Here is a 20,308-nt window from a genome sequence, read left to right on the forward strand (position 1 = left end):
GAAGGGCAAAGATTGGGGCACGGGCAAAAGAAAGGGCCGCCCTTCCCGGAGGAGGGGCGGCCCGAAAGGGTCCGTCGCCGGACGCGTCAGCTTAGAAGCTGAAACGCGCGCCGATGCGGATCTGGTAGAGGGACTCCTGCGACGAGATCGTGTCCGTCGGCGTCGAGTTGGGCGCGAGGTAACGATACTGGGCGCAAGCCTGGCTCGAGGTGGTGGCGACCGCCGATCCCCCGGCCGTGCCGGTCGCGACCGGCGTGGTCAGGCACTGCACCCGCACCGCCGCCTGCGTGTAGGGGAAGCTGTACTGACGCAGCTGACCCCAGTTCTTATTGAGCAGGTTCGCGAAGTTCTCGATGTCCATGAAGACCTGGATGCGCGACGCACCCAGACCGGTCGGAACTTCCTGCGCCAGATGCAGGTCGATCTTGGTGAACCACTTGGAGTTGAACGCGTTGCGTGGTGCGATCTGGCCGCGATACTTCGACAGGCCGGTGGAGTTGATCAGCGCGTTCAGGGTGTCGCGGGTCGCAGTGCTGTCATAGGACACGCGCGCATCGTCGATGCCGGTCGGCACGTACAGCAGATAGCGGCTGGACGAACCGATCGTTCCAAAGACCGGGCTGCGCTGGTTCGAGGCGTCCTGCATGGTCCAGCTATACGGACGGCCGATGCGGGTTTCGCCGAACAGCGCGAAGGTGGTCTTGTAGTCACCGAAGAAGGCGCGCTCGAAGGTCAGGTTGTACTTGATGTTGTACTTCACCTGTTCGTTCGAGATGCCATAGGCCGCGCCGTTGGGATCGAGGAACGCGCCGTTGCCATAGTTGGAGCTGGCGGTCGACGAGGTGGCCGGAGCCTGATCCTTGATGTCCTGATAGGTGAAGCTGGCGCCCAGGTTCAGGCCCAGATCGAACGTCTTGTCGACCCGCGCGACCGCGATATAGCTGCGGCCACGGGTCGTGTTGGTCAGGATCAGGTCCGAATTGGTGTCGGTGAACGAGGTCAGCGACGCGTAGCGAACACGGCCATCGGGCGTGCGCAGGGCGGTCGGCACGACGCGCGCATCGGTGAAGAACACCTGGTTGCGCACCTTCGAGTAGAAGAAGTCGGCACCGAAGTTGAAGCCCGGCAGCGCGTCGGGCGCATAGTCGAACGACAGGGTCGAACGCCACTGCGACGGCAGCTTGAAGTTGGGGCTGAGCGCGTTGGTCGGCGAGGTCGCCGAGATCGTGCCCGCGTTCAGATAGTTGTTCACGGCACCCGGAATCTGCGTTCCGTTGACGTTGGTCAGCGCGGCGGCACCGACGCCCGCCGGCAGGCCGGTACCCGAATAGGAACCGTCATTGTTCTGGCGAATGTCGATCGCGTTCGACAGGAAGCCGGTGTTCGAGAAGCTGTTCGAGACATAGACGTCCGGCGAACCGCCCGAAAAGATGCCGACGCCGCCCCGGATCGACAGGTCCTTGGTCGGACGCAGGTCGAAACCGATACGCGGCTGGGCGATGCCCCGACCGCTGATATAGGCGGTGTTGGCATAGCCGAGGCGGTTGAAGAACGCCTGGTTGAACGCCGGACGGCTATGACCGCCATACATGTCGTAACGGATGCCATAATCGAGGCTGAACCAGTCGGTGATCCGCCAATTGTCCTGAATGCCGAACGCATAGGACTGGTAGCGGAAGCGTGCCGCCGCATCGACGGGGTTCAGGCTCGGCACCGCGTTGCCGTAGCGCAGGCGCTGGGCATTGCCCGCCTGGAAGTCGGCGATCGAGTCGAAATAATAATCGCCCGCCGTGCGCTGAAGGAAGACGTTCTCGATCTTCGTGTCCTGGAAATCGACGAAGATGCGCAGGTCATGATTGTCGCGGTTCAGGCGTCCCTGGAGCAAGCCGCCATAGGTGCGGCTGGTCAGCGAGTTGGACTGACGCGAAACGTCCGGGCCGAGATAGACCGAGGCATAGCCGGGCGCGCAGGTCGTCGAGGCGTTGGCGCCCGCCGAGCCGGGGTTGGAACGGTCCGAGGTCGGTGCCGCGCAAACCTGGAACTGGGCGAAGCCGCGACCCAGAACCGGGTCCTGACCACGCTTGTAATCCTTGTAGAAAGCGCGGAATTCGGTCGAGAATTCGTCCGACCAGTCGCTGTTCAGCTGGAACACGCCGGTGTGGAGGCGGTTGCTGCCGATATAACCGTTCGATTCCAGGCCCAGGCTCGGCGCGGTGACCGAGGCGTTCTGGTTATAGCGGATCGAATCCTTGGTATAGAGATAGGTCAGCGACGCGCGCTGCGTATCGGACAGGTTGGCGTCCAGGCGGGCGGTCAGGCGGTCGTCGCTGTCCTGCGAGTTGTTCAGGACGCCGCCCGCATTGTAGTTGTACCTGGACTGCGCGATCGAGGTGATCTGGTTGACCGTCGCGTTGGTCAGCAGGCCACCGGTGTCGCCAGCGTTCGGGATGACCGTACCGGCGTTGTTCTCGACGGTGCCTTCGACGATCGGGGTGCCCGCACGAATACGTTCGCCGGCGACCATGAAGAACAGCTTGTCCTTGATGATCGGACCCGACAGCTCGGCGCCGAAATTCTCGATCTTGAACTTGGGCAGGTTGACGCGGCCGGTGGGGACCCCCGGTCCCGCCTTGGTCTCGTTGCCGGTCAGCTTGTTCGACGAATAGGAATAGAAGCCGGTGCCGTGGAATTCGTTGGTGCCCGACTTCAGGATGGCGTTGATCGCGCCGCCCTGGAAATTGCCTTCGCGCACGTCATAGGGCGCGACCTTGGTCTGGAACTGGCCGATGGCGTCGAGCGGTACGGGGCTGCGGCGCGTCGGCAGGCCGTCGGGGTTCAGGCCGAAATTGTCGGTGATCGGCACGCCGTCGACCGAGAAGCGGTTGAAACGCGCATTCTGACCGGCGAAGGACACGGCGCGGCCCGAGCCCGAGGCATAGTCGAGACGGGCGAAGGGATCGCGACGCATCAGGTCGCGGATGTCGCGATTGACGCTGGCGACCTTGGCGATGTCGGCGGCGGTCAGGACGGTGACCGGACCCAGGCTCTTGGTGCCCGCACCCGCGATCGACGATGCGGTCACGACGATCTCACCGCCGCCCTGACCATCGGCGGCCAGTTCGACCGGCAGCTCATAGGGCAGGCTGGTCACGGTGAAGATGTCGGTAACGCGCGTTTCCTGATAGCCGGGCGCGGTCACCGTGACGGTGAACGGACCACCCACGCGCAGGCCGGTCGACGAGAACGAACCGTCCGCGCCGGACACCGTCGATGTGGTCGTACCCGAAGGGACGTTCACGATCGTGACGGTCGCACCGGCCACGGGCGCGCCGTTCGCGGTGATGTTGCCGCGGATAGAGGAGGTCGTTTCCTGCGCGGCGGCTGCCGCAGGAATGGCGAGCGCGACGATGGCCGCGCCCAGGAAAAGCGAATTACGCATAGATAAAAGGTCCCCTTTTCGCGCGAAGCGGCGCGGTCCGGCCGTGTTTTCCGGCTCGGTTGAGCGTGCCCCTGACTGACGAACATTGCCGTTATGTGACAAAGTTCACGCTTACGACAGGGGGGTGATCACTCAATTGGCGGGCGTTGCAGTTTGGCAACGGTAATGGGAGCGATCACAGCGCCATCGCATTCGGATCGCGGCAATTTTCCGGTTCGCAAGGCCCGAGCGGCGCGCTCGGTGGCGACACGCAAGGGCCGATAAGCGCGCTCGACCGTCGTTGCGAAGGTGACGCCGCCGTCATGATTCGGCGGCGGCGTCGCGCAGGGTCAGCTGGATGCGACCAGGTCGTTCCAGGCGGCTTCGTCGATCACCCGGATGCCCAGGTCCTGCGCCTTTTTCAGCTTCGATCCGGCGCCCGGCCCGGCGATGACCAGGTCGGTCTTGGCCGAGACCGATCCCGAGACGCGCGCGCCCAGCGCCTCCGCCTGGGCCTTGGCCTCGTCGCGCGACAGGGTTTCGAGCGTGCCGGTGAAGACCAGCGTCTTGCCGGTGACCTCCGACTCGCGGGTCTGGTGAACGGTGTCGGCGGGCGTCACCTCGCCCAGCAGGTCGTCGACGACCGCGCGGTTATGCTCCTCGGCAAAGAAGTCGAGCAGCGCATCGGCGACTTCGGGGCCGATCTGGGGGGTGTCGATCGCGGCGACGATGGCGCGCTGGCGGCGCAGCTCGAACTTGCGCTCGGGCTCGCCCAGCGCGGGCACCGTGTCGGCCCGGACCTGAAGCGCGGCATCGATCATCGCGCGGAAGCCCGCCATCGATACGAAGCGCCGTGCCAGATCGCGTGCGGTGATCTCGCCGACATGGCGGATGCCCAGCGCGAACAGGAAACGGTCGAGCGATATGTCACGCCGCGCGTCGATCGCCGCCAGCAGCTTGTCGACCACCAGTTCGGACATGCGCTCGCGCGCGATCAGCGCCTCGCGGTGCCGGTGCAGCCGGAAGATGTCGGCGGGCGAGGCGATCAGGCCGTCGCGGAAGAAATCCTCGATCCGCACCAGGCCGAGCCCGGTGATGTCGAAAGCATGGCGCGACACGAAATGGATCAGGCGTTCGACGCGCTGCGCCGGGCAGATCAGCCCGCCGGTGCAGCGGATGACGACCTCGCCCTCCTCGCGAGTCGCCAGGCTGCCGCATTCGGGGCAGTGGTCGGGGAAGACGAAGGGCTCGCGGGCCACGTCGCGGGTCAGGTTCTCGACGATCTGCGGGATGACGTCGCCCGCGCGTTGCAGGACGACTCGGTCGCCGGGGCGCACCCCCAGCCGCTCGATCTCGTCGGCATTGTGCAGCGTCGCATTGGTCACGACCACGCCGCCGACCGTCACCGGCTCCAGCCGCGCGACCGGGGTCAGCGCGCCGGTGCGGCCGACCTGGATGTCGATCCGCTCCAGCGTGGTCTGCGCGCGCTCGGCGGGGAATTTGTGCGCGATCGCCCAGCGGGGGGTGCGCCCGACGATGCCGAGCCGCGCCTGCCAGTCGAGCCGGTCGACCTTGTAGACCACGCCGTCGATGTCGAAGGGCAGGTCGGCGCGCTGCGCCTCGATCGTGCGATAGATGGCCAGCGCGGCGGCGGCATCGGGCACGCGGGCAAAGGCGTCGGCGATGGGAAAGCCCCAGCGGCGCCAGGTCTCGACCATGTCGAACTGGCTGTCGACCGCGACCTCGCTCGCCTCGCCCCAGCCATGCGCCAGGAAGCGCAAGGGGCGGCCCGCCGTGATCGCGGGGTTCTTCTGGCGCAGCGAACCGGCGGCGGCGTTGCGCGGATTGGCGAACTGGCGCGCCTCCTTGCCCGTCTCGGCCGCCTCCTGCGCCAGCTTCGCATTGAGCGCGGCAAAATCGGCCTTGCTCATATAGACCTCGCCGCGCACCTCGAACACGCCCGGCGCGGGAATGGTCTGGGGTATGTCGGCGATGGTGCGGACATTCTCGGTCACGTCCTCGCCGATCGCGCCGTCGCCGCGGGTCAGCGCCTGGACCAGCCGTCCGTCGACATAGCGCAGCGAGCAGGACAGGCCGTCGATCTTGGGCTCGGCGGTCAGCGTGACGGGCGCGTCGTCGGGCAGCTTCAGATAGCGGCGGACGCGGCCGACAAATTCCTCGACCTCCTCGTCGGTGAAGGCATTGTCGAGGCTGGTCATCGGCCGGGCATGCGCGACCTTGGCCAGATGCGCGGCGGGGGCGGCGCCGACCTGGACGCTGGGCGAGTCGCTGCGGACGAGATGGGGGAAGGCCGCCTCGATCGCGGCGTTGCGGCGGACCAGCGCGTCATAGTCGGCGTCCGAAATCTCGGGCGCGTCCTCGGTGTGATAGAGGCGGTTATGATGCGCGATTTCGCGGGCGAGCGCCTCCAGATCGGCGGCGGCTTCGAGATCGGTTTGCGGCAGGGCGGGGAGGGCAGTCACGCCGCCGTGCTAGTCCACCCCCCGCCGGGGGATCAAGACCGCGATGACGTCAGTCCGGCGTCGCGAGGAACGGGCGTATCTTGGGGATGGCGCTATGCCTCGTCATAGCCATGGGCGATCAGCCATGACCGGGCCTGTTCCAGATGGATGCCGACCATCGGCAGGTCGAGTCGATCCGCCAGCGCCAGGCAGGAACGCATTCCCGCCACCAATGCCGTCATATCGTTTGCACTGGGCGGAGCGGGCGTCAAAGGCAGGGGGACAGACATGCGATGAATCCGTTCAAGGCGTGCGCAAGGATCGAACGCATCGCCTCCATACCGGATCGGTATCAAATATAAAATCGAATTGGCGTCGCCCTACAGCGTTTCGAGCAGTCGGTCGGCCTGGGCGCGGGCTTCGTCGGTGATCGTCGCGCCCGACAGCATCCGGGCAATCTCCTCGCGCCGTTCCGCTTCGCTCAAGGCGCGGACCCCGGTGCGGGTGACGGTGCCGTCATGGCTCTTGGCGATCAGCAGATGCGCCGCGCCGCGCGCCGCCACCTGCGGGCTGTGGGTCACGACCAGCAACTGGGTCCGCCGCGCCAGCCGGTGCAGCCGGTCGCCGATCGCGGAGGCGACCGCGCCGCCGACGCCGCGATCAATCTCGTCGAAGATCATCGTCGTCGCGCCGCCTTCCTCGGCCAGCGCGACCTTCAGCGCCAGGATGAAGCGCGACAATTCGCCGCCGCTGGCGATCTTCATCAGCGGGGCGAAGGGCGCGCCGGGGTTGGTCGAGATCTCGAACTCGACCCGGTCCTTGCCCGCCGCCGACCAGCCGGACGGCTCGACGGTGGCGACCACGGTGCGGAACCGCGCGGCGTCCAGTTTGAGCGGGGCGAGTTCGCTCTTCACCGCCTGATCCAGCCGTTCGGCGGCGGCGGTGCGCGCCTTGGAAATCTGGGCCGCGGCCTTGTCATAGGACGCGCGCGCGGTTGCGACGGCGGCCTCCAGCCGACCGATCCCCTCTTCGCCCGCATCCAGCCGCTCCAGCCGCCCGCGCAGCTGTTCGGTCAGTTCGGCCAGGTCGTCGGGCTGAACCCGGTGCTTGCGCGCCATGCCGCGCAGTTCGAACAGCCGGGCCTCGTCCTCCTCCAGCGCGCGGGGATCATAGGCGAGTTCGCGATGCGCATCGGCCAGCCGCTCCTCGGCCAGCGACGCCTCGATCACCGCGCGGTCGATGGCCGCCAGCGCCTCGGCCAGTGCGGGGTGATCCTCGCCGATCCGTTCCAGCACGCGGGCCGCCTGGCGAAGTCCCGCCAGCGCGCCGTCGGAGCCCTGCAAATGGTCCTCGATCGCGGACAGTTCGCCCGCGATCTTTTCCGAACGCTGCATGGTGCGCCGCCGGTCGGCCAGCGATTCCTCCTCGCCCGGTTCGGGGGCGAGCTTGGTGAGTTCGGCGACCGCATGTTCCAGCCATTCGCGGTCGCGCGCCGCCGTCTCGATCTCCTCGCGCGCGGTGGCCAGTGCCGTCTCCGCCTCGCGCAGCTTCGTCCAGGCGGCGGCGACCGCGCCGGTGTCGATCCGCCCGAAACTGTCGAGCATCATCCGGTGGCCGCGCGGGTTCAGCAGCCCGCGATCGTCATGCTGGCCGTGGATCTCGACCAGGAAGGGCGCGATCTCGCGCAGCAGCGCGGCGGAGGCGGGCTGGCTGTTGACGAAGCCCCGGCTGCCGCCATCGGCCTTGACCTGGCGGCGGACGATCAGCGGTTCGCCCGGCTCGACCGCGATGCCCGCATCGTCGAGGATCGTGGCGAGGCGGCTGTCGGGGGCGGGGGGCTCGAAGCTGGCGGTGACGATCGCCTGGCCCGCGCCATGGCGGACAAGGCCGCTGTCGCCGCGCCCGCCAAGGGCCAGGCCCAGCGCGTCGAGCAGGATGGATTTGCCGGCGCCCGTCTCGCCCGTCAGGACGCCCAGGCCTTGGCCGAAATCGAGGTCGAGCGCCTCGATCAGCACGACATCACGGATGGACAGCGCGGTCAGCATGGGGCGCGATATAAAGCCAAATGCCGCGCGATGTTATCCCCCCTGCGCGAAAATGATCCCGATTTGTTCGGGTGGGGCGCGATACATGGCCTTCCTCCCCTGCGGGAGGAGGGGGGCAGCGAAGCTGACGGAGGGGGGCGCCCTGTCGAGCGCGCCACACCCCTCCCGTCAGGCCAGCGGCCTGCCATCTCCCCTTGCAGGGGAGGAAAAAGGCTTAGCCGGTCGGCGAGCTGTTGTTGCCCGTCGGGGTCGGGCGGCCCGGTGCAGCGGCGCTGGGGGTGGCGTTGCCCGTGCTGCCCGGCAGGGTGACATTGACCGAACCCGGCGTGCCCTGCGGCACCACGGGCTGGCCCGGCTGGATCGGCGGGATCGTCTCGACCGGATATTCGCGCATCAGCTTGTACGCGCGGTTATACCAGTCGCTACCCGGATAATTGGCGCCCAGCACGGCGGCGGCCCGCTCCGCCTCGGGACGCACGCCCAGCGCCAGATAGGTCTCGGTCAGCCGCAGCAGCGCCTCGGGCGTGTGGCTGGTCGTCTGGTATTTGTCGACCACGGTGCGGAAGCGCATCGACGCGGCCAGCCACTGGTGGCGGTCCTCGTAGAAGCGGCCGATCTCCATTTCCTTGCCCGCCAGGTGATCGTTGACCAGATCGACCTTCAGCCGCGCATCGGCCGCGTAGCGCGAATTGGGATAGCGGCGCATCAGCTCGCCCAGCGCGTCGAGCGCCTGGCGGGTGATCTTCTGGTCGCGGGTGACGTCCTGGATCTGCTCATAATAGCCGAGCGCGATCAGATAATAGGCATAGGGCGCGTCGCGATTGCCGGGATGGACCGAGATGAAACGCTGCGCCGACTGGATCGACTGGGTATAGTCGCGGCCCAGATAATAGCTGAACGCGCTCATCAGCTGCGCGCGGCGGGCCCAGATCGAATAGGGGTGCTGACGCTCCACCTCGTCGAACAGCAGCGCGGCCTCCTTGTAGCGGCCCTGATCCAGCCGGTTCTTGGCGGCGGTATAGAGCGTGCCGACGTCGCGCGCGACATAAGGCAGGTCGGTGCGGGTACGGTTGCGGGCGCAACCCGCGATCGGAAGGGCGAGAGCGGCGATGAGCGCCAGCGACAGCGCACGGGAACGGGGGTTACGCATCGCGCATGTCCTTAGCGCAGCCGGACGGCGGGGAACAGTCCTTCCGCACATGCGTCTGCGACGGATGCGAAACGACGCGGCTTGCCATTGACATATGGGTCGCGGCATGGGCGGGGCAGGGCGGAACGGCCCATGGCGCCGACGGTTTTCCCGTCGCCCGATCGGAAGGAAGATAGACCCATGCCCGCCACGCTGCTCCATACCCACCGCGTCGAAAAGCCCTGGGGCCGCCATACCCTGTATCCCGGCTTCGAGGATGCGCCCGCCGACGGCGCGCCGATCGGCGAGGTCTGGTTCCAGGCGCCGGGCGACACCTCGCCCGACCTGCTCATCAAATATCTGTTCACCAGCGAGAAGCTGTCGGTCCAGGTCCATCCCGACGACGAACAGGCTCATGCCCGTGGCCTGCCGCGCGGCAAGGACGAATGCTGGACTATCCTGACCGCCGAACCCGATTCGACCATCGCGCTGGGCCCCAAGGCGCCGATGACCAAGGAACAGCTGCGCGCGGACGCCCGCGACGGCTCGGTCGAGGCCGATCTCGACTGGGTGCCGGTCAAGGAGGGCGATTTCTATTACGCGCCGTCGGGCACCATCCATGCGATCGGCGCCGGGCTGACCGTGATCGAGGTGCAGCAGAACAGCGAGACCACCTACCGCCTCTACGACTATGGCAGCGACCGCGAGCTGCATCTGGAGGACGGGGTCGATGTCGCGCATCTGACCCCCTATCAGCCGATCGTCTCGCCGGGGCCGGCGGGCGAGGGGCGTGATATCCTGGTCGAGGGGCCGAAATTCGTGCTGGAACGCTGGGCGGCGGGCGAGCATGCCGTGGCGCTGCCCGAGGGGCGGACGGCCTGGCTGATCCCGATCACCGGATCGGGCGAGGTCGCGGGCGTCGCGTTCCAGGCGGGCCAGTGCCTGACCGTCACCGGCGCCGAGACGGTGACGCTGTCGGGCGACGGCGATGCGCTGTTCGCCTATGCGGGGACGCAGCGGCTGTAAGCCGGAGGTCCCGGACGGAAAAGCGCCCCTCCCGCCGCCTGGCCGGAGGGGCGTTTTCGTATCAGAACAGGCCCGGCACGTCGCGCTGCGCGACCGAGGGGCGTTCGGGCTGGAGCAGCTTGCGCGCGCCGCCCGACAGCGATTGCGCCGTCGCGGTCGAGGCGCTGATCGGAGTGCAGGTCTTGCCCTGGAGGAAGTCCAGCGCGGCGCGGGTCGAGGCCTCCTGCGGGTCGCCCATCTTGCGGGTCAGGTCGTCGCCCGCCTTGCAACTGGCAGGCACGACGCTGGCCAGGCCGTTATAATAGCCGCCCTGCTGATTGGCGTTCTGGACCGAGATGGCGATGACGCGCAGCCGGTCGTCGCACTCGCTCTTGTCGAGCGCGATCTGGCCCACCGGCTTGCCATAGGTGTTGGCGCCGATCAGCCCGGTGTTCGACCCCATATAGGGCAGCGTCCGGTTCACCACCAATTCGCTGGCCGAGGCGGTGCCGCCCGTGCCGATGAAGGCGAGCCGGGTCGGCACGATCGATTCGGCCTGGGGGGCGAAATAGGTGGTGGTGTTGTTCGACGCCTTGCTGGCGCGGAAGGCGGTATAGCCCATCACGTCCGACGTCTGGCGATTGCCGCCCAGCAGGTTGTTGAACAGGTCGGCGATGGTGATCGCACCGCCGCCATTATAGCGCAGGTCGACGACGACCTGGGTGATGCCCTGCTGCTTGAAGGTGGCGAAGGCGGCGCGCAGCTGCGGATCGGCGGTGCTGATGAAGGTGCGCAGATTGATATAGCCGTAACGCTGGCCGTTCTCGACGATGACCTGGGTGCCGTAATTGGGCGACACCGGCTGGAGGGTGAAGGCCGACTTGGTCAGCGTGACGGTGCGGACATTGCCCGAGCTGTCGGCGACCTGGAGCACGCGGCTGGTGCCCGCCGTATCGGGACCAAGCGCGTTGGACAGGCCGTTGTTCGGATCGGCGCGAACGATGTCGGCGATCGACTGGATATTGGCGGTCGTGGTGCCGATGCCGCGAATCTCGGTCCCGCGATCGATTCCGGCGGCCAGCGCGGCGCCGCTTTCGAACGATTCGGCGACCATCAGCCTGGTCTGCGAGGCGTCGGCGGTCAGGCGGAAGCCGAAGCCCGCATCCGCACCCGAATTATAATAGGCATCCTCCTCCTTGATGGAGGTGATGTAGGTGAAATAGCGATCCTTGCGCTGCGCCCGTGCGGTCGCGGTCAGCGCGTCGATATAGTCGCTGACGGTGGAATAGGGGGTCGGGTCGAGGCTGGCGGGCAGCGTCTCGGGGAAGAGATACCATTCGTTCATCTGCGCCGCGACCCAGTTCTGTCGGTTGCGCAGCGAGCAGCCGTTCGTCGCGGTGCCGCTCGAGCCGCTTCCCGAGCCGCCCCCGCCCGAAGGGGTGATCGTGTTCGACCCGCCATCGCCGCCACAGCCCGCCAGCGTCGCGGCCAGGGCCAGCATCGTGCCCAAACGTCCGAATCGCGTCATGAAATGTCCCACCCTGTTGGTCTGGACTGGATAGCCCATGGCCGTAACTGTGTCAGGGACGATCTGTCGCGTTGATGAACAATTCTTAACTGTGGCGAGTCAGGATGGGTATTTGATCGCGCAAGATGATCGCATGTCCATCATCTTTCGCGGTCATGGTTTTTGCCACCACCCGTTTCCGGGCTAGGATGAGCGTCGCGCATCGTGGGCGCGCCGACCGGAGTTGAAGGATTGATGCTGAACGTCCTGACCCTGTCGAGCCTGTTTCCCGATGCCACCCGCCCCAATTTCGGCATTTTCGTCGAGCGGCAGACGGCGGCGCTGGCGCAGCGGCCCGGTGTTTCGGTGCGCGTGGTCGCGCCGATCGGCTTGCCGGTCTGGCCGCTGGCGCGCGCCGCCCGGTTCCGGGCGCAGGCCGGGCTGCCGGTGGCGGAGACATGGCATGGGCTGTCGGTCGCCCGGCCGCGCTTCGTGACGCTGCCGGGGACGGGCGGGCGGTTCCATGTCGCCGCGCTGGTCCGGGCGCTGTGCCCGCTGCTCGACCGGCTGTGGGAGGAGCAGCGTTTCGACGTGATCGATGCCTCCTTCTTCTTTCCCGATGGCCCGGCGGCGGTGGCGCTGGGGCGGCGCTATGGCGTGCCGGTCTCGATCAAGGCGCGCGGCGCGGACATCCATCATTGGGGGCGGGCCCCGGCCACCCGCCATCAGGTCGCCAGGGCGGCGGCGCGGGCGGACGGGCTGTTGGCGGTCAGCGATGCGATGGCCGACGACGTCGCCGCACTCGGCGTGGCGCGACAACGGATACGGGTCCATCATACCGGCGTCGACCAGGCGATCTTCCAGCCGATCGACCGGCCCGCCGCGAAACAGGCGCTGGGAATCCGGGGGCCGCTGGTCGTCTCGCTGGGCGCGCTGATCCCCCGCAAGGGGCATCATGTGGTGATCGATGCGGTCGCCCGGCTGCCCGGCGTCGAGCTGTTGATCGTGGGGGAGGGGCCGGAGCGTGACGCGCTCGCCGCACAGGTCGCCCGGCTGGGCATGGGCGAGCGGGTGCAGCTGGTCGGCGGCATCCCGCACCAGGCGTTGCCGCCGCTGCTGGGGGCGGCCAATGTGATGGCGCTGGCCTCGGCATCCGAGGGGCTTGCCAATGCCTGGGTCGAATCGCTCGCCTGCGGGACGCCCATCGTCATCACGCCGGCGGGCGGGGCGGGCGATGTGGTGACCAGCCGCACGGCGGGGCGAATCATCGCGCCCGAGGCCGAAGCCTTTGCGGATGCGATCCGCGATGTGCTGGAGCAGGCGCCCGACCCCTGGACGGTGCGCGCGGCGGTGCGCGACTTTACCTGGGCCGCCAATGCCGCGGCGCTTCACTCGCATCTGGCGGGGCTGGTCGCGCGCCGCCAGGCGGCCGGTCAGGCGTCGAGCGGGTAGAGCGCGGCGACGATCTTGCGCCCCTCGGAGCGCAGCACGCCCCAGGCGCGCGCGGCGGCACGGCTGTCCATCGCCTCGACGCCCAGTCCGCGCGCCTCCAGCGCCTCGATCAGCGCACGCGGCGCGCGGCGCAGCGTCGCGCCGGTGCCAAGCAACAGGAATTCCGGCGCTTCGTCGATCAGCGACGCCACCGCCTGGGCATCCAGCGCCTCGAAGGGCGGCGGGCTCCACGGCTCATGCCAGTCGGGCGAGAGCAGCAGCGAAGGGTAGGCGATCTCCCCGACCCGGAAGCCCGTGGCGGCAAAGCCACGGACGATCGGGCCGGGGGCGGTCGGATCGCGGGTGATTCGGATCGAGTCGCTCATGCGCCCGGCTCACCCCTCTCGCGGGGTGATGCGCTCGGCGTCGGCGATGCTGCGCTTGTCGGTCGTGCCCGGCTTTTCGCGGTTCGGCTCGGCGCGCAGGCCCAGCGTGATGAGCAGCGAGGACGAGACGTAGATCGACGAATAGGTGCCGACCACGATGCCCAGGATCATCGCCGCAGTGAAGCCGCGCAGCACATGGCCGCCCAGCAGCAGCAGCGCGATCAGCGCCAGCAGGATCGTGACCGAGGTCATCACCGTGCGCGGCAGCGTCTCGTTCACCGACAGGTTGATGATCTCGCGCATGTCCATCTTGCGATAGCGGCGCATATTCTCGCGGATACGGTCGTCGATCACGATCTTGTCGTTGATCGAATAGCCGATGATGGTCAGGAACGCCGCGATGATCGTCAGGTCCAGCTCGAACCGGGTGATCGCGAAGAAGCCCAGCGTGACGAGAAGGTCGTGGACGATGGCGACGATGGTCGACACGCCGAACTGCCATTCGAAGCGGAAGATGGCGAACAGGCCGATGCCCAGGATCGCCAGGACGACGGCCAGCACGCCGTGCTTGATCAGCTCGCCCGACACCTTGCCCGACACCGTGTCGTAACGGCTGAAGGTCGCACCGGGGAATTGCTGGCCCAGCGCGGTCTCGACCTTGTGGACGACGGCGTTGGTCGCGCCTTCGTCGTTGGAGGCCGGGGCGGGCAGGCGGATGCTGATGGTCCGGCCGTCGCCGACCGTCTGGATATTGGCTTCGCCGACGCCCAGCCCGTCGATGACCGAACGCACGCGGTCGGCCGAGGGCGGGGTGGGGAATTTCTCCTCGATCATCAGGCCGCCGACAAAGTCGACGCCCAGATTGAGACCCCTGGCGAACGTCACGCCGACCGCCAGCAGGGTGAGCGCGAGCGTCAGCCCGAACGCCCAGCCGCGCAGGCGGACGAAGTCGATGTTCGTGTTGTCGGGGACGAGTTTCAGGAGGCGCATGATCTGTTCTCCTGCCTCAAATATTGATGGTCTTGGGCTTTTCGCGGCGCAACCACAGCGCCACGAGCATCCGCGTGAAGGTAACGGCCGTGAACACGCTGGTCACGATGCCGATCAGCAGCACGACCGCGAAGCCCTTGACCGGGCCCGAGCCCAGCACGAGCATGATGACGCCCGAAATGGCGTGGGTCACGTTCGCCTCGAAGATGGTGCGGCTGGCTTCCTTATAGCCCAGCTCGACCGACTGGATGACGCTTCGCCCGCGCCTGCGTTCCTCGCGGATACGCTCGTTGATCAGCACGTTGGCGTCGACCGCGGTGCCGATGGTCAGGATGAAGCCCGCGATACCCGGCAGGGTCAGCGTCGCGTTCAGCATCGCCATGACCGCCAGGATGACCAGCACGTTGATGACGACCGCGATGTTCGCATAGATGCCGAACCGGCCATAGGTGACGGTCATGAAGACGATGACGGCGACCGCCGCGATCGCCGAGGCCAGGATACCGGCGCGGATCGAATCGGCGCCCAGATCGGGGCCGACGGTGCGTTCCTCGACGACCTTCAGATCGATCGGCAGCTTGCCCGAACGCAGCGAGATCGCCAGCTGGTTGGCGGTGTCGACGGTGAAGTTGCCCATGATCTGGGCGCGACCGCCCAGGATCGGTTCGTTGATATTGGGCGCCGACAGCACCTGGCCATCGAGGATGATAGCGAACGGCTTGCCGGTATTTTCCTGCGTGATCCGCGCGAACTTGCGACCGCCCTGCGCGTCGAAGGTGATCGCCACCTGCGGCGCGTTGGTCTGCTGGTCGAAGGTCTGCTGCGCGTCGATCAGCTGGTCGCCCGAGATGATGACCGGCCGCTTTACCGCGATCACCGGCGCGCCCAGCGGATTACCCGGATAGGGCAGGACCTGGCTGCCGGCGGGGGCGTTGCCCTTGACCACCTCGGCCGGGTTGGCGGTCGTGTCGACCAGCTTGAACTCCAGCTTGGCGGTCTTGCCGATCAGGTCCTTGAGTTGCTGCGGATCCTGAAGCCCCGGCACCTGCACCACGATGCGGTTCGAGCCCTGCTGAAGGATGGTGGGCTCCTTGGTGCCCAGCGCGTCGATGCGGCGACGCACGACCTCGGTCGCGGTCTTCATCGCGGTGTCGACCGCCTGGGTCAGGCCCGCCTGGGTCGGCTTCAGCACGAAGCGCGAGGTGTCGACGACCTGGATGTCCCATTCGCGCTGGCCGGTCATGCCCGCCCCGCCGCCGGTGATCGACAGCAGCCGCTCACGCGCCGCATCGACCTGAGTCGGATCGCGCAGCATGAAGCTGAGCTGTCCGCCGCGGACCGAGATGTCGCCGATCTCGATGCGCGGATTGCCGCGCCGCATCTCCGCCGCCACCTGGTCGCGCATCGTCTCCAGCCGCGAATTGGCCAGGTCGGCGGTGTCCGCCTCCAGCAGCAGATAGCTGCCGCCCGCCAGATCGAGGCCCTTGTTCACGCGCGGGTGCGGAATCGAACCCCAGGTGTTGGTGACGCTCTCGGGCAGAAAGCTCGGGATCGCCAGCAGGCACAGGGCCGCCAGCAGCGCGACGATGGAAGCGACCTTCCAGCGGGGGAAATCCAGCATCGGGTCAGTCGTTCGCGGGCTTGGCGTTCGGATTGACCACGTCGGTCAACGTCGCCTTGACCACCCGGACGCGGACGTTCGGGGCGATCTCGACCTCGACCAGCTGGTCCTCGACGCGGGTCACCTTGCCGACGATGCCGCCCGCCGTGGTGACCTGATCGCCCTTCTTGACCCCCTCGATCGAGGCTTGCAGCGTCTTCATGCGGCGCTGTTGCGGGCGGATCATCAGGAAATAGAAGACCACGAAGACGAGGAGCAGCGGCGCCAGGCTGAGGAACGAGGCGGCGCCGCTCGATGCGGTGGCCCCGGTGGCGGCAGCCATCGCGGCGACTGGGGCGGTGAAGGGAATGAACATTCGGACCCGTCTATGCTGAATGGGCACGGGTACCCGCCGACCGCGAACGATCGACCAGCCCCCATGTCGGATAGCCTGCCCGCTACCATCGCAGGCGAACAGGCGCAATGGAGCGCCGGATGTGGGGTGCGCACTATCTTCACATCAAGGCTTGCATCCTTCGGAAAACCCGCCTAGAGGCCGCCGCTCGGTCGGGGCGTAGCGCAGCCTGGTAGCGCATCACACTGGGGGTGTGGGGGTCGCAGGTTCGAATCCTGTCGCCCCGACCAATCTTCTTCCAACATTGGCGGATGACGGCGGAGCGGGCGAAAGCCCGCTCTTTCGTTATGGGCGATATGCCGATCCTCGCCCCGGCGGAGGCGAGGGCCCTTGGCGGCCCTCATCGCCGGGATGACGACATTTACCGCACCGTCATGCCCGCCGCCGCGATCTGCGACAGCAGATTCGCCCGCACAGCATCCGATACCGGCGGCAATGGCCGCGCCGCCTTGCCGTGGCGCAGGCGTTCGCGGTCCTTCTCGTCCGGCTCCACCCGCCGCACCCGTACTGCCGCCTTGCCGACCGCGCGCAGGCCGAGCTGTTCGGCGGCACCGCGCGACAGGTCGATGATCCGCGACGATCCCGCGAACGGCCCGCGATCATTGACCCGCACGATGATCCGCCGCCCCGTGTCCAGCGCCGTCACCTCGACATAGCTGGGCAGCGGCAGGGTGGTGTGCGCCGCCGTCGCCCAGCCGGGGCGGAAACGCTCGCCATTCGCGGTGCGCTTGCCCGATTCGTTGCCATACCAGCTCGCATAGCCCAGCATGTCATAGGTCGCGTCCTCGGCGGGCACATAGGTGACGCCGCGCACCGTATAGGGCTTGCCGATCCGCACCGGATAATCGCTGACCGGCCGGTAATTCCCGCCCGAACACGCCGCGACCAGGCACGCCGCCGCCGGCGCCCAGCGGCGCCATCTTCTCACATCCACCATGTGATCCGGATTAAGCCGCGCGTCCGGCCCGATAAAGCGGTTTGCGCCTCCACCCGCCGCAGACTATCCCCGTGCCGACCGGCAACGGCTTTCAGCCCGACCGCCGGTCAATCGCGCCGGTGCCCCTCGGGGCTTGAAACGGGAATGGGGTGAAGATCCCCAGCTGTCCCTGCAACTGTAAGCGGTGAGCGAGCGACGCCGGTCCCTGCGACAGGGGACAGCCACTGGAGCCATCCGGGAAGGCCGTGTCGCGTGCGCTTCGACCCGCAAGCCAGGAGACCTGCCAGTGCGAGTCGCTCTTGCCGCGATCCAGGGGATGGTCACCGGCTGGATATATTGTATCATGCGAGCGACGCCCATCGGCCGAGACGAATCGGCCATCCCGCCCGGCGTGCGTCCGTGGGGTGGGGTGGTGACCGCGACAGCGGAGTTCGGCCCTTGTCGCAATGACGCCGGGGGTATCACCCATGTCCTACCATCATGCCGGAGCGCCGCGCGCCCGGTTGCCGCTGAAGAAGCGGGTCGCGCTGCTGATGGGCGCGCTGGTCTTCGTCAATATCGCCGTCTGGGGCTGGGCGCTGAGCGTCTTCGCGGGCAACAGCCTGATGCTCGGCACCGCTTTGCTCGCCTATAGCCTGGGGCTGCGCCATGCGGTCGATGCCGACCACATCGCCGCCATCGACAATGTCACCCGCAAGCTGATGCAGGACGGGCAGCGACCCATCGCGGTCGGGCTGTGGTTCGCGATCGGCCATTCCGCCATCGTCCTGATCGCGGCGACCACGGTCGCGCTCGCCGCCAGCACCCTGTCCGACTTCGAGGCGTTCGGGCAGAGCGGCGGGACCATCGCCACCATCGTCTCGGCGAGTTTCCTGTTCGCCATCGCGATCATGAACCTCATCATCCTGCGCGATGTCTGGACCCGGTTCCGCCGGGTCGCGCGCGGTGAGCCGATGGCGGAGGCGGATGCTGCGATGATGTTTTCGGGGCAGGGGCCGTTGTCGCGCCTCTTCCGTCCGCTGTTCCGGTTGATCCGCCGCAGCTGGCACATGGCGCCGCTCGGCTTCCTGTTCGGGCTGGGTTTCGACACCGCGACCGAGGTCGCGATTTTGGGCCTTTCGGGCGCACACGCCGCCGACGGCATATCGCTCGGTACGATCCTGGTCTTCCCCATATTATTCGCGGTGGGCATGGCGCTGATCGACACCGCCGATGGGCTGGTGATGCTGGGCGCGTACGAATGGGCGTTCGTCCATCCGCTTCGCAAGCTCTACTATAATATGACGATCACCCTGGTCTCGGCGCTGGTCGCGCTGGTGATCGGCGGCATCCAGGCGACCGCGTTGCTCGCCGAGCGGTTCGGCTGGACGGCGGGGCCGTTCCGCTATGCGGGGGCGCTGTCAGAGCATTTCAACGTGCTGGGCTTCGCCATCGTCGGGCTGTTCGTGATCTGCTGGGGGGCGAGTTTCCTCCTCTATCGCTGGCGCGGGTTCGCCGCGATGGAGGCGCGAATTGCCAAGCCCGGCGCGGCGGGATAAATGCCGCACATCGGGGCCGAAACGCTCCGAAGATCGCGCCGGTGCCCCTTGGGGCTTTGAAACGGGAATGGGGTGCAAATCCCCGGCTGTCCCTGCAACTGTAAGCGGCGAGCGAGCGATGCTGGTGCCCCATCGGAGGCACGGCCACTGGAGCGATCCGGGAAGGCGCATCCGCTCGCTTTGACCCGCGAGCCAGGAGACCTGCCGGCGTCATGGTCGCTCTTGCCTGGACCCAGGGGGTGGTCGGGGCACGGTTCTCCGTCGGGGAGCGACGAAGCCATGCGGCCGGGGCCGCATCGGTCGCCGACACGCGGGGCGGACGCATTCGACAGCGCCCGTCCGTCACCGCTCCGGCGATCGGTCCCGTGTCCGCGCTCGCTCGTCCGGCGCGTCGGAGAAATAGCATGCGTGACCTCAGCAAGGTCCCCGTCACCATCGTCACCGGCTTTCTGGGCGCCGGCAAGACCACGCTCATCAGCCACCTGATCCGCCATGCGGGCGGTCGTCGTCTGGCGGTCGTCGTCAACGAATTCGGCACTTTGGGCGTCGATGGCGACATCCTGCAAAGCTGTGCCATCCCCGACTGCCCGGCGGAGAATATCGTCGAGCTGGCCAATGGCTGCATCTGCTGCACCGTCGCCGACGACTTCATCCCGACGGTCGAAAAGCTGCTGGCGATGGAGCCGCGTCCCGATCACATCCTGATCGAGACCTCGGGGCTCGCGCTGCCCAAGCCGCTGCTCAAGGCGTTCGACTGGCCCGCCATCCGCTCGCGCATCACCGTCGACGGCGTGGTGGCGCTGGCCGATGCCGAGGCCGTCGCGGCGGGCCGCTTCGCCCCCGATCTCGATGCGGTCGAGGCGCAGCGCGCCGCCGACCCCAGCCTGGACCATGAAACCCCGTTGTCCGAGGTGTTCGAGGATCAACTGGCGTGCGCCGACCTTGTCCTGCTGACCAAGGCCGATCTGGCCGGGGTGGAGGGCGTCGCCAAGGCGCGCGCGATCATCGCCGCCGAGGCCCCGCGCCCGCTGCCCATGGTCGAGGCGGTCGACGGCATCGTCTCGGCCGAGATCGTGCTGGGCCTGGAGGCCGCCGCCGAGGACGACATCGCCGCGCGCCCCTCGCACCATGACGGCGCGGACGATCACGAGCATGACGATTTCGACAGCCTCTCGGTGATGCTGGGCGAGGTGGAGAGCCCCGAGGCGATCGCCGCGCGCATCGTCACGCTCGCCGAGCAGCAGGATATCCTGCGCGTAAAGGGTTATGCGGCGGTCGCGGGCAAGCCGATGCGGCTGCTGGTCCAGGCGGTCGGCCGCCGGGTGCGCACCAGCTACGACCGTCCCTGGGGCGCGGGCGAGCCGCGCGGCACCCGGCTGGTCGTCATCGCCGAGCATGACCGGATCGACCGTGCCGCGATCGAGGGCGTGCTGAAGGGCTAGGCG

15 protein-coding genes, 1 tRNA gene and 2 riboswitches are annotated in these 20,308 nt (G+C 67.6%); of the genes, 5 read left to right on the top strand and 11 right to left on the bottom strand.

Annotated elements, in window-relative coordinates:
* Positions 1–91: 91 nt before the first annotated feature.
* From ABIC44_RS15285 to ABIC44_RS15305, 5 genes are all read right to left on the bottom strand, one after another.
* Positions 92–3,439, bottom strand: coding sequence for a TonB-dependent receptor (locus ABIC44_RS15285; RefSeq protein WP_354296416.1), 3,348 nt, complete (start codon positions 3,437–3,439; stop codon positions 92–94).
* A 329-nt stretch (positions 3,440–3,768) separates the two neighbouring features.
* Positions 3,769–5,901 carry an NAD-dependent DNA ligase LigA gene (gene ligA, locus ABIC44_RS15290; protein WP_354296418.1) on the bottom strand — a complete coding sequence of 711 codons (2,133 nt, stop codon included), beginning with the start codon at positions 5,899–5,901 and terminating at the stop codon, positions 3,769–3,771.
* A gap of 92 nt (positions 5,902–5,993) precedes the next feature.
* The gene (locus ABIC44_RS15295; protein WP_354296420.1) at positions 5,994–6,122 is read right to left on the bottom strand and encodes a hypothetical protein; all 129 of its coding nucleotides are present in this window, start codon (positions 6,120–6,122) and stop codon (positions 5,994–5,996) included.
* Positions 6,123–6,260: 138 nt separating this feature from the next.
* Positions 6,261–7,925 carry a DNA repair protein RecN gene (gene recN, locus ABIC44_RS15300; protein WP_309701167.1) on the bottom strand — a complete coding sequence of 555 codons (1,665 nt, stop codon included), beginning with the start codon at positions 7,923–7,925 and terminating at the stop codon, positions 6,261–6,263.
* Between the two features lie 214 nt (positions 7,926–8,139).
* Positions 8,140–9,075 carry an outer membrane protein assembly factor BamD gene (locus ABIC44_RS15305; protein ID WP_354296421.1) on the bottom strand — a complete coding sequence of 312 codons (936 nt, stop codon included), beginning with the start codon at positions 9,073–9,075 and terminating at the stop codon, positions 8,140–8,142.
* Between the two features lie 180 nt (positions 9,076–9,255).
* Here ABIC44_RS15305 and ABIC44_RS15310 point away from each other — a divergent pair, with 180 nt between their 5' ends.
* On the top strand, positions 9,256–10,080 hold the full coding sequence (locus ABIC44_RS15310; RefSeq protein ID WP_309697043.1) for a pirin family protein: 825 nt from the start codon (positions 9,256–9,258) through the stop codon (positions 10,078–10,080).
* A gap of 61 nt (positions 10,081–10,141) precedes the next feature.
* Here ABIC44_RS15310 and ABIC44_RS15315 read toward each other — a convergent pair whose 3' ends face one another.
* Entirely contained in the window at positions 10,142–11,587 is a 1,446-nt protein-coding gene (locus tag ABIC44_RS15315; RefSeq protein ID WP_354296422.1) for a S41 family peptidase, read from the bottom strand.
* Positions 11,588–11,821: 234 nt separating this feature from the next.
* On the opposite strand from ABIC44_RS15315, the gene ABIC44_RS15320 reads away from it, so the two are divergent.
* Positions 11,822–13,018, top strand: a complete 1,197-nt coding sequence (locus tag ABIC44_RS15320) for a glycosyltransferase (RefSeq protein WP_354296423.1) — start codon at positions 11,822–11,824, stop codon at positions 13,016–13,018.
* On the opposite strand, the gene ABIC44_RS15325 is transcribed toward ABIC44_RS15320, so the two are convergent.
* The 4 genes from ABIC44_RS15325 to yajC are packed head-to-tail and all read right to left on the bottom strand — an operon-like array spanning position 13,000 to position 16,349.
* Positions 13,000–13,383, bottom strand: a complete 384-nt coding sequence (locus ABIC44_RS15325) for an Mth938-like domain-containing protein (protein WP_354296424.1) — start codon at positions 13,381–13,383, stop codon at positions 13,000–13,002. The genes ABIC44_RS15320 and ABIC44_RS15325 overlap by 19 nt on opposite strands.
* A gap of 9 nt (positions 13,384–13,392) precedes the next feature.
* On the bottom strand, positions 13,393–14,373 hold the full coding sequence (gene secF / locus ABIC44_RS15330; protein WP_354296425.1) for a protein translocase subunit SecF: 981 nt from the start codon (positions 14,371–14,373) through the stop codon (positions 13,393–13,395).
* A 16-nt stretch (positions 14,374–14,389) separates the two neighbouring features.
* Positions 14,390–15,994: a protein translocase subunit SecD gene (gene secD, locus ABIC44_RS15335; RefSeq protein WP_307100462.1), complete on the bottom strand. Its 1,605-nt coding sequence runs from the start codon at positions 15,992–15,994 to the stop codon at positions 14,390–14,392.
* A gap of 4 nt (positions 15,995–15,998) precedes the next feature.
* Positions 15,999–16,349, bottom strand: coding sequence for a preprotein translocase subunit YajC (gene yajC, locus ABIC44_RS15340; protein WP_307100460.1), 351 nt, complete (start codon positions 16,347–16,349; stop codon positions 15,999–16,001).
* A 192-nt stretch (positions 16,350–16,541) separates the two neighbouring features.
* Between yajC and ABIC44_RS15345 the strand changes: the two genes are divergently transcribed.
* Positions 16,542–16,618 (top strand) — tRNA-Pro (locus ABIC44_RS15345).
* Between the two features lie 131 nt (positions 16,619–16,749).
* Here ABIC44_RS15345 and ABIC44_RS15350 read toward each other — a convergent pair.
* Entirely contained in the window at positions 16,750–17,316 is a 567-nt protein-coding gene (locus tag ABIC44_RS15350; protein WP_354296426.1) for a septal ring lytic transglycosylase RlpA family protein, read from the bottom strand.
* A 109-nt stretch (positions 17,317–17,425) separates the two neighbouring features.
* Positions 17,426–17,627: riboswitch (cobalamin riboswitch) on the top strand.
* A gap of 165 nt (positions 17,628–17,792) precedes the next feature.
* On the opposite strand from ABIC44_RS15350, the gene ABIC44_RS15355 reads away from it, so the two are divergent.
* Both ABIC44_RS15355 and cobW read left to right on the top strand, forming a co-directional pair.
* Entirely contained in the window at positions 17,793–18,863 is a 1,071-nt protein-coding gene (locus ABIC44_RS15355; RefSeq protein WP_354296428.1) for a HoxN/HupN/NixA family nickel/cobalt transporter, read from the top strand.
* A gap of 22 nt (positions 18,864–18,885) precedes the next feature.
* Positions 18,886–19,086: riboswitch (cobalamin riboswitch) on the top strand.
* Positions 19,087–19,267: 181 nt separating this feature from the next.
* A complete protein-coding gene (gene cobW / locus ABIC44_RS15360; RefSeq protein WP_354296429.1) occupies positions 19,268–20,305 on the top strand; it encodes a cobalamin biosynthesis protein CobW in 1,038 nt (345 codons plus the stop codon).
* Positions 20,306–20,308: the final 3 nt, after the last annotated feature.

This window comes from Sphingomonas sp. 1185 (assembly GCF_040544655.1).
GTDB lineage: Bacteria > Pseudomonadota > Alphaproteobacteria > Sphingomonadales > Sphingomonadaceae > Sphingomonas.

Excerpts from the sequence above, each read along its gene's own strand:
- ABIC44_RS15285 (WP_354296416.1), bottom strand. The coding sequence starts at position 3,439 with ATGCGTAATTCGCTTTTCCTGGGCGCGGCCATCGTCGCGCTCGCCATT.
- ABIC44_RS15295 (WP_354296420.1), bottom strand. The coding sequence starts at position 6,122 with ATGACGGCATTGGTGGCGGGAATGCGTTCCTGCCTGGCGCTGGCGGAT.
- recN (WP_309701167.1), bottom strand. The coding sequence starts at position 7,925 with ATGCTGACCGCGCTGTCCATCCGTGATGTCGTGCTGATCGAGGCGCTC.
- ABIC44_RS15305 (WP_354296421.1), bottom strand. The coding sequence starts at position 9,075 with ATGCGTAACCCCCGTTCCCGTGCGCTGTCGCTGGCGCTCATCGCCGCT.
- ABIC44_RS15310 (WP_309697043.1), top strand. The coding sequence starts at position 9,256 with ATGCCCGCCACGCTGCTCCATACCCACCGCGTCGAAAAGCCCTGGGGC.
- ABIC44_RS15315 (WP_354296422.1), bottom strand. The coding sequence starts at position 11,587 with ATGACGCGATTCGGACGTTTGGGCACGATGCTGGCCCTGGCCGCGACG.
- ABIC44_RS15320 (WP_354296423.1), top strand. The coding sequence starts at position 11,822 with ATGCTGAACGTCCTGACCCTGTCGAGCCTGTTTCCCGATGCCACCCGC.
- ABIC44_RS15325 (WP_354296424.1), bottom strand. The coding sequence starts at position 13,383 with ATGAGCGACTCGATCCGAATCACCCGCGATCCGACCGCCCCCGGCCCG.
- secF (WP_354296425.1), bottom strand. The coding sequence starts at position 14,373 with ATGCGCCTCCTGAAACTCGTCCCCGACAACACGAACATCGACTTCGTC.
- secD (WP_307100462.1), bottom strand. The coding sequence starts at position 15,994 with ATGCTGGATTTCCCCCGCTGGAAGGTCGCTTCCATCGTCGCGCTGCTG.
- yajC (WP_307100460.1), bottom strand. The coding sequence starts at position 16,349 with ATGTTCATTCCCTTCACCGCCCCAGTCGCCGCGATGGCTGCCGCCACC.
- ABIC44_RS15355 (WP_354296428.1), top strand. The coding sequence starts at position 17,793 with ATGTCCTACCATCATGCCGGAGCGCCGCGCGCCCGGTTGCCGCTGAAG.
- cobW (WP_354296429.1), top strand. The coding sequence starts at position 19,268 with ATGCGTGACCTCAGCAAGGTCCCCGTCACCATCGTCACCGGCTTTCTG.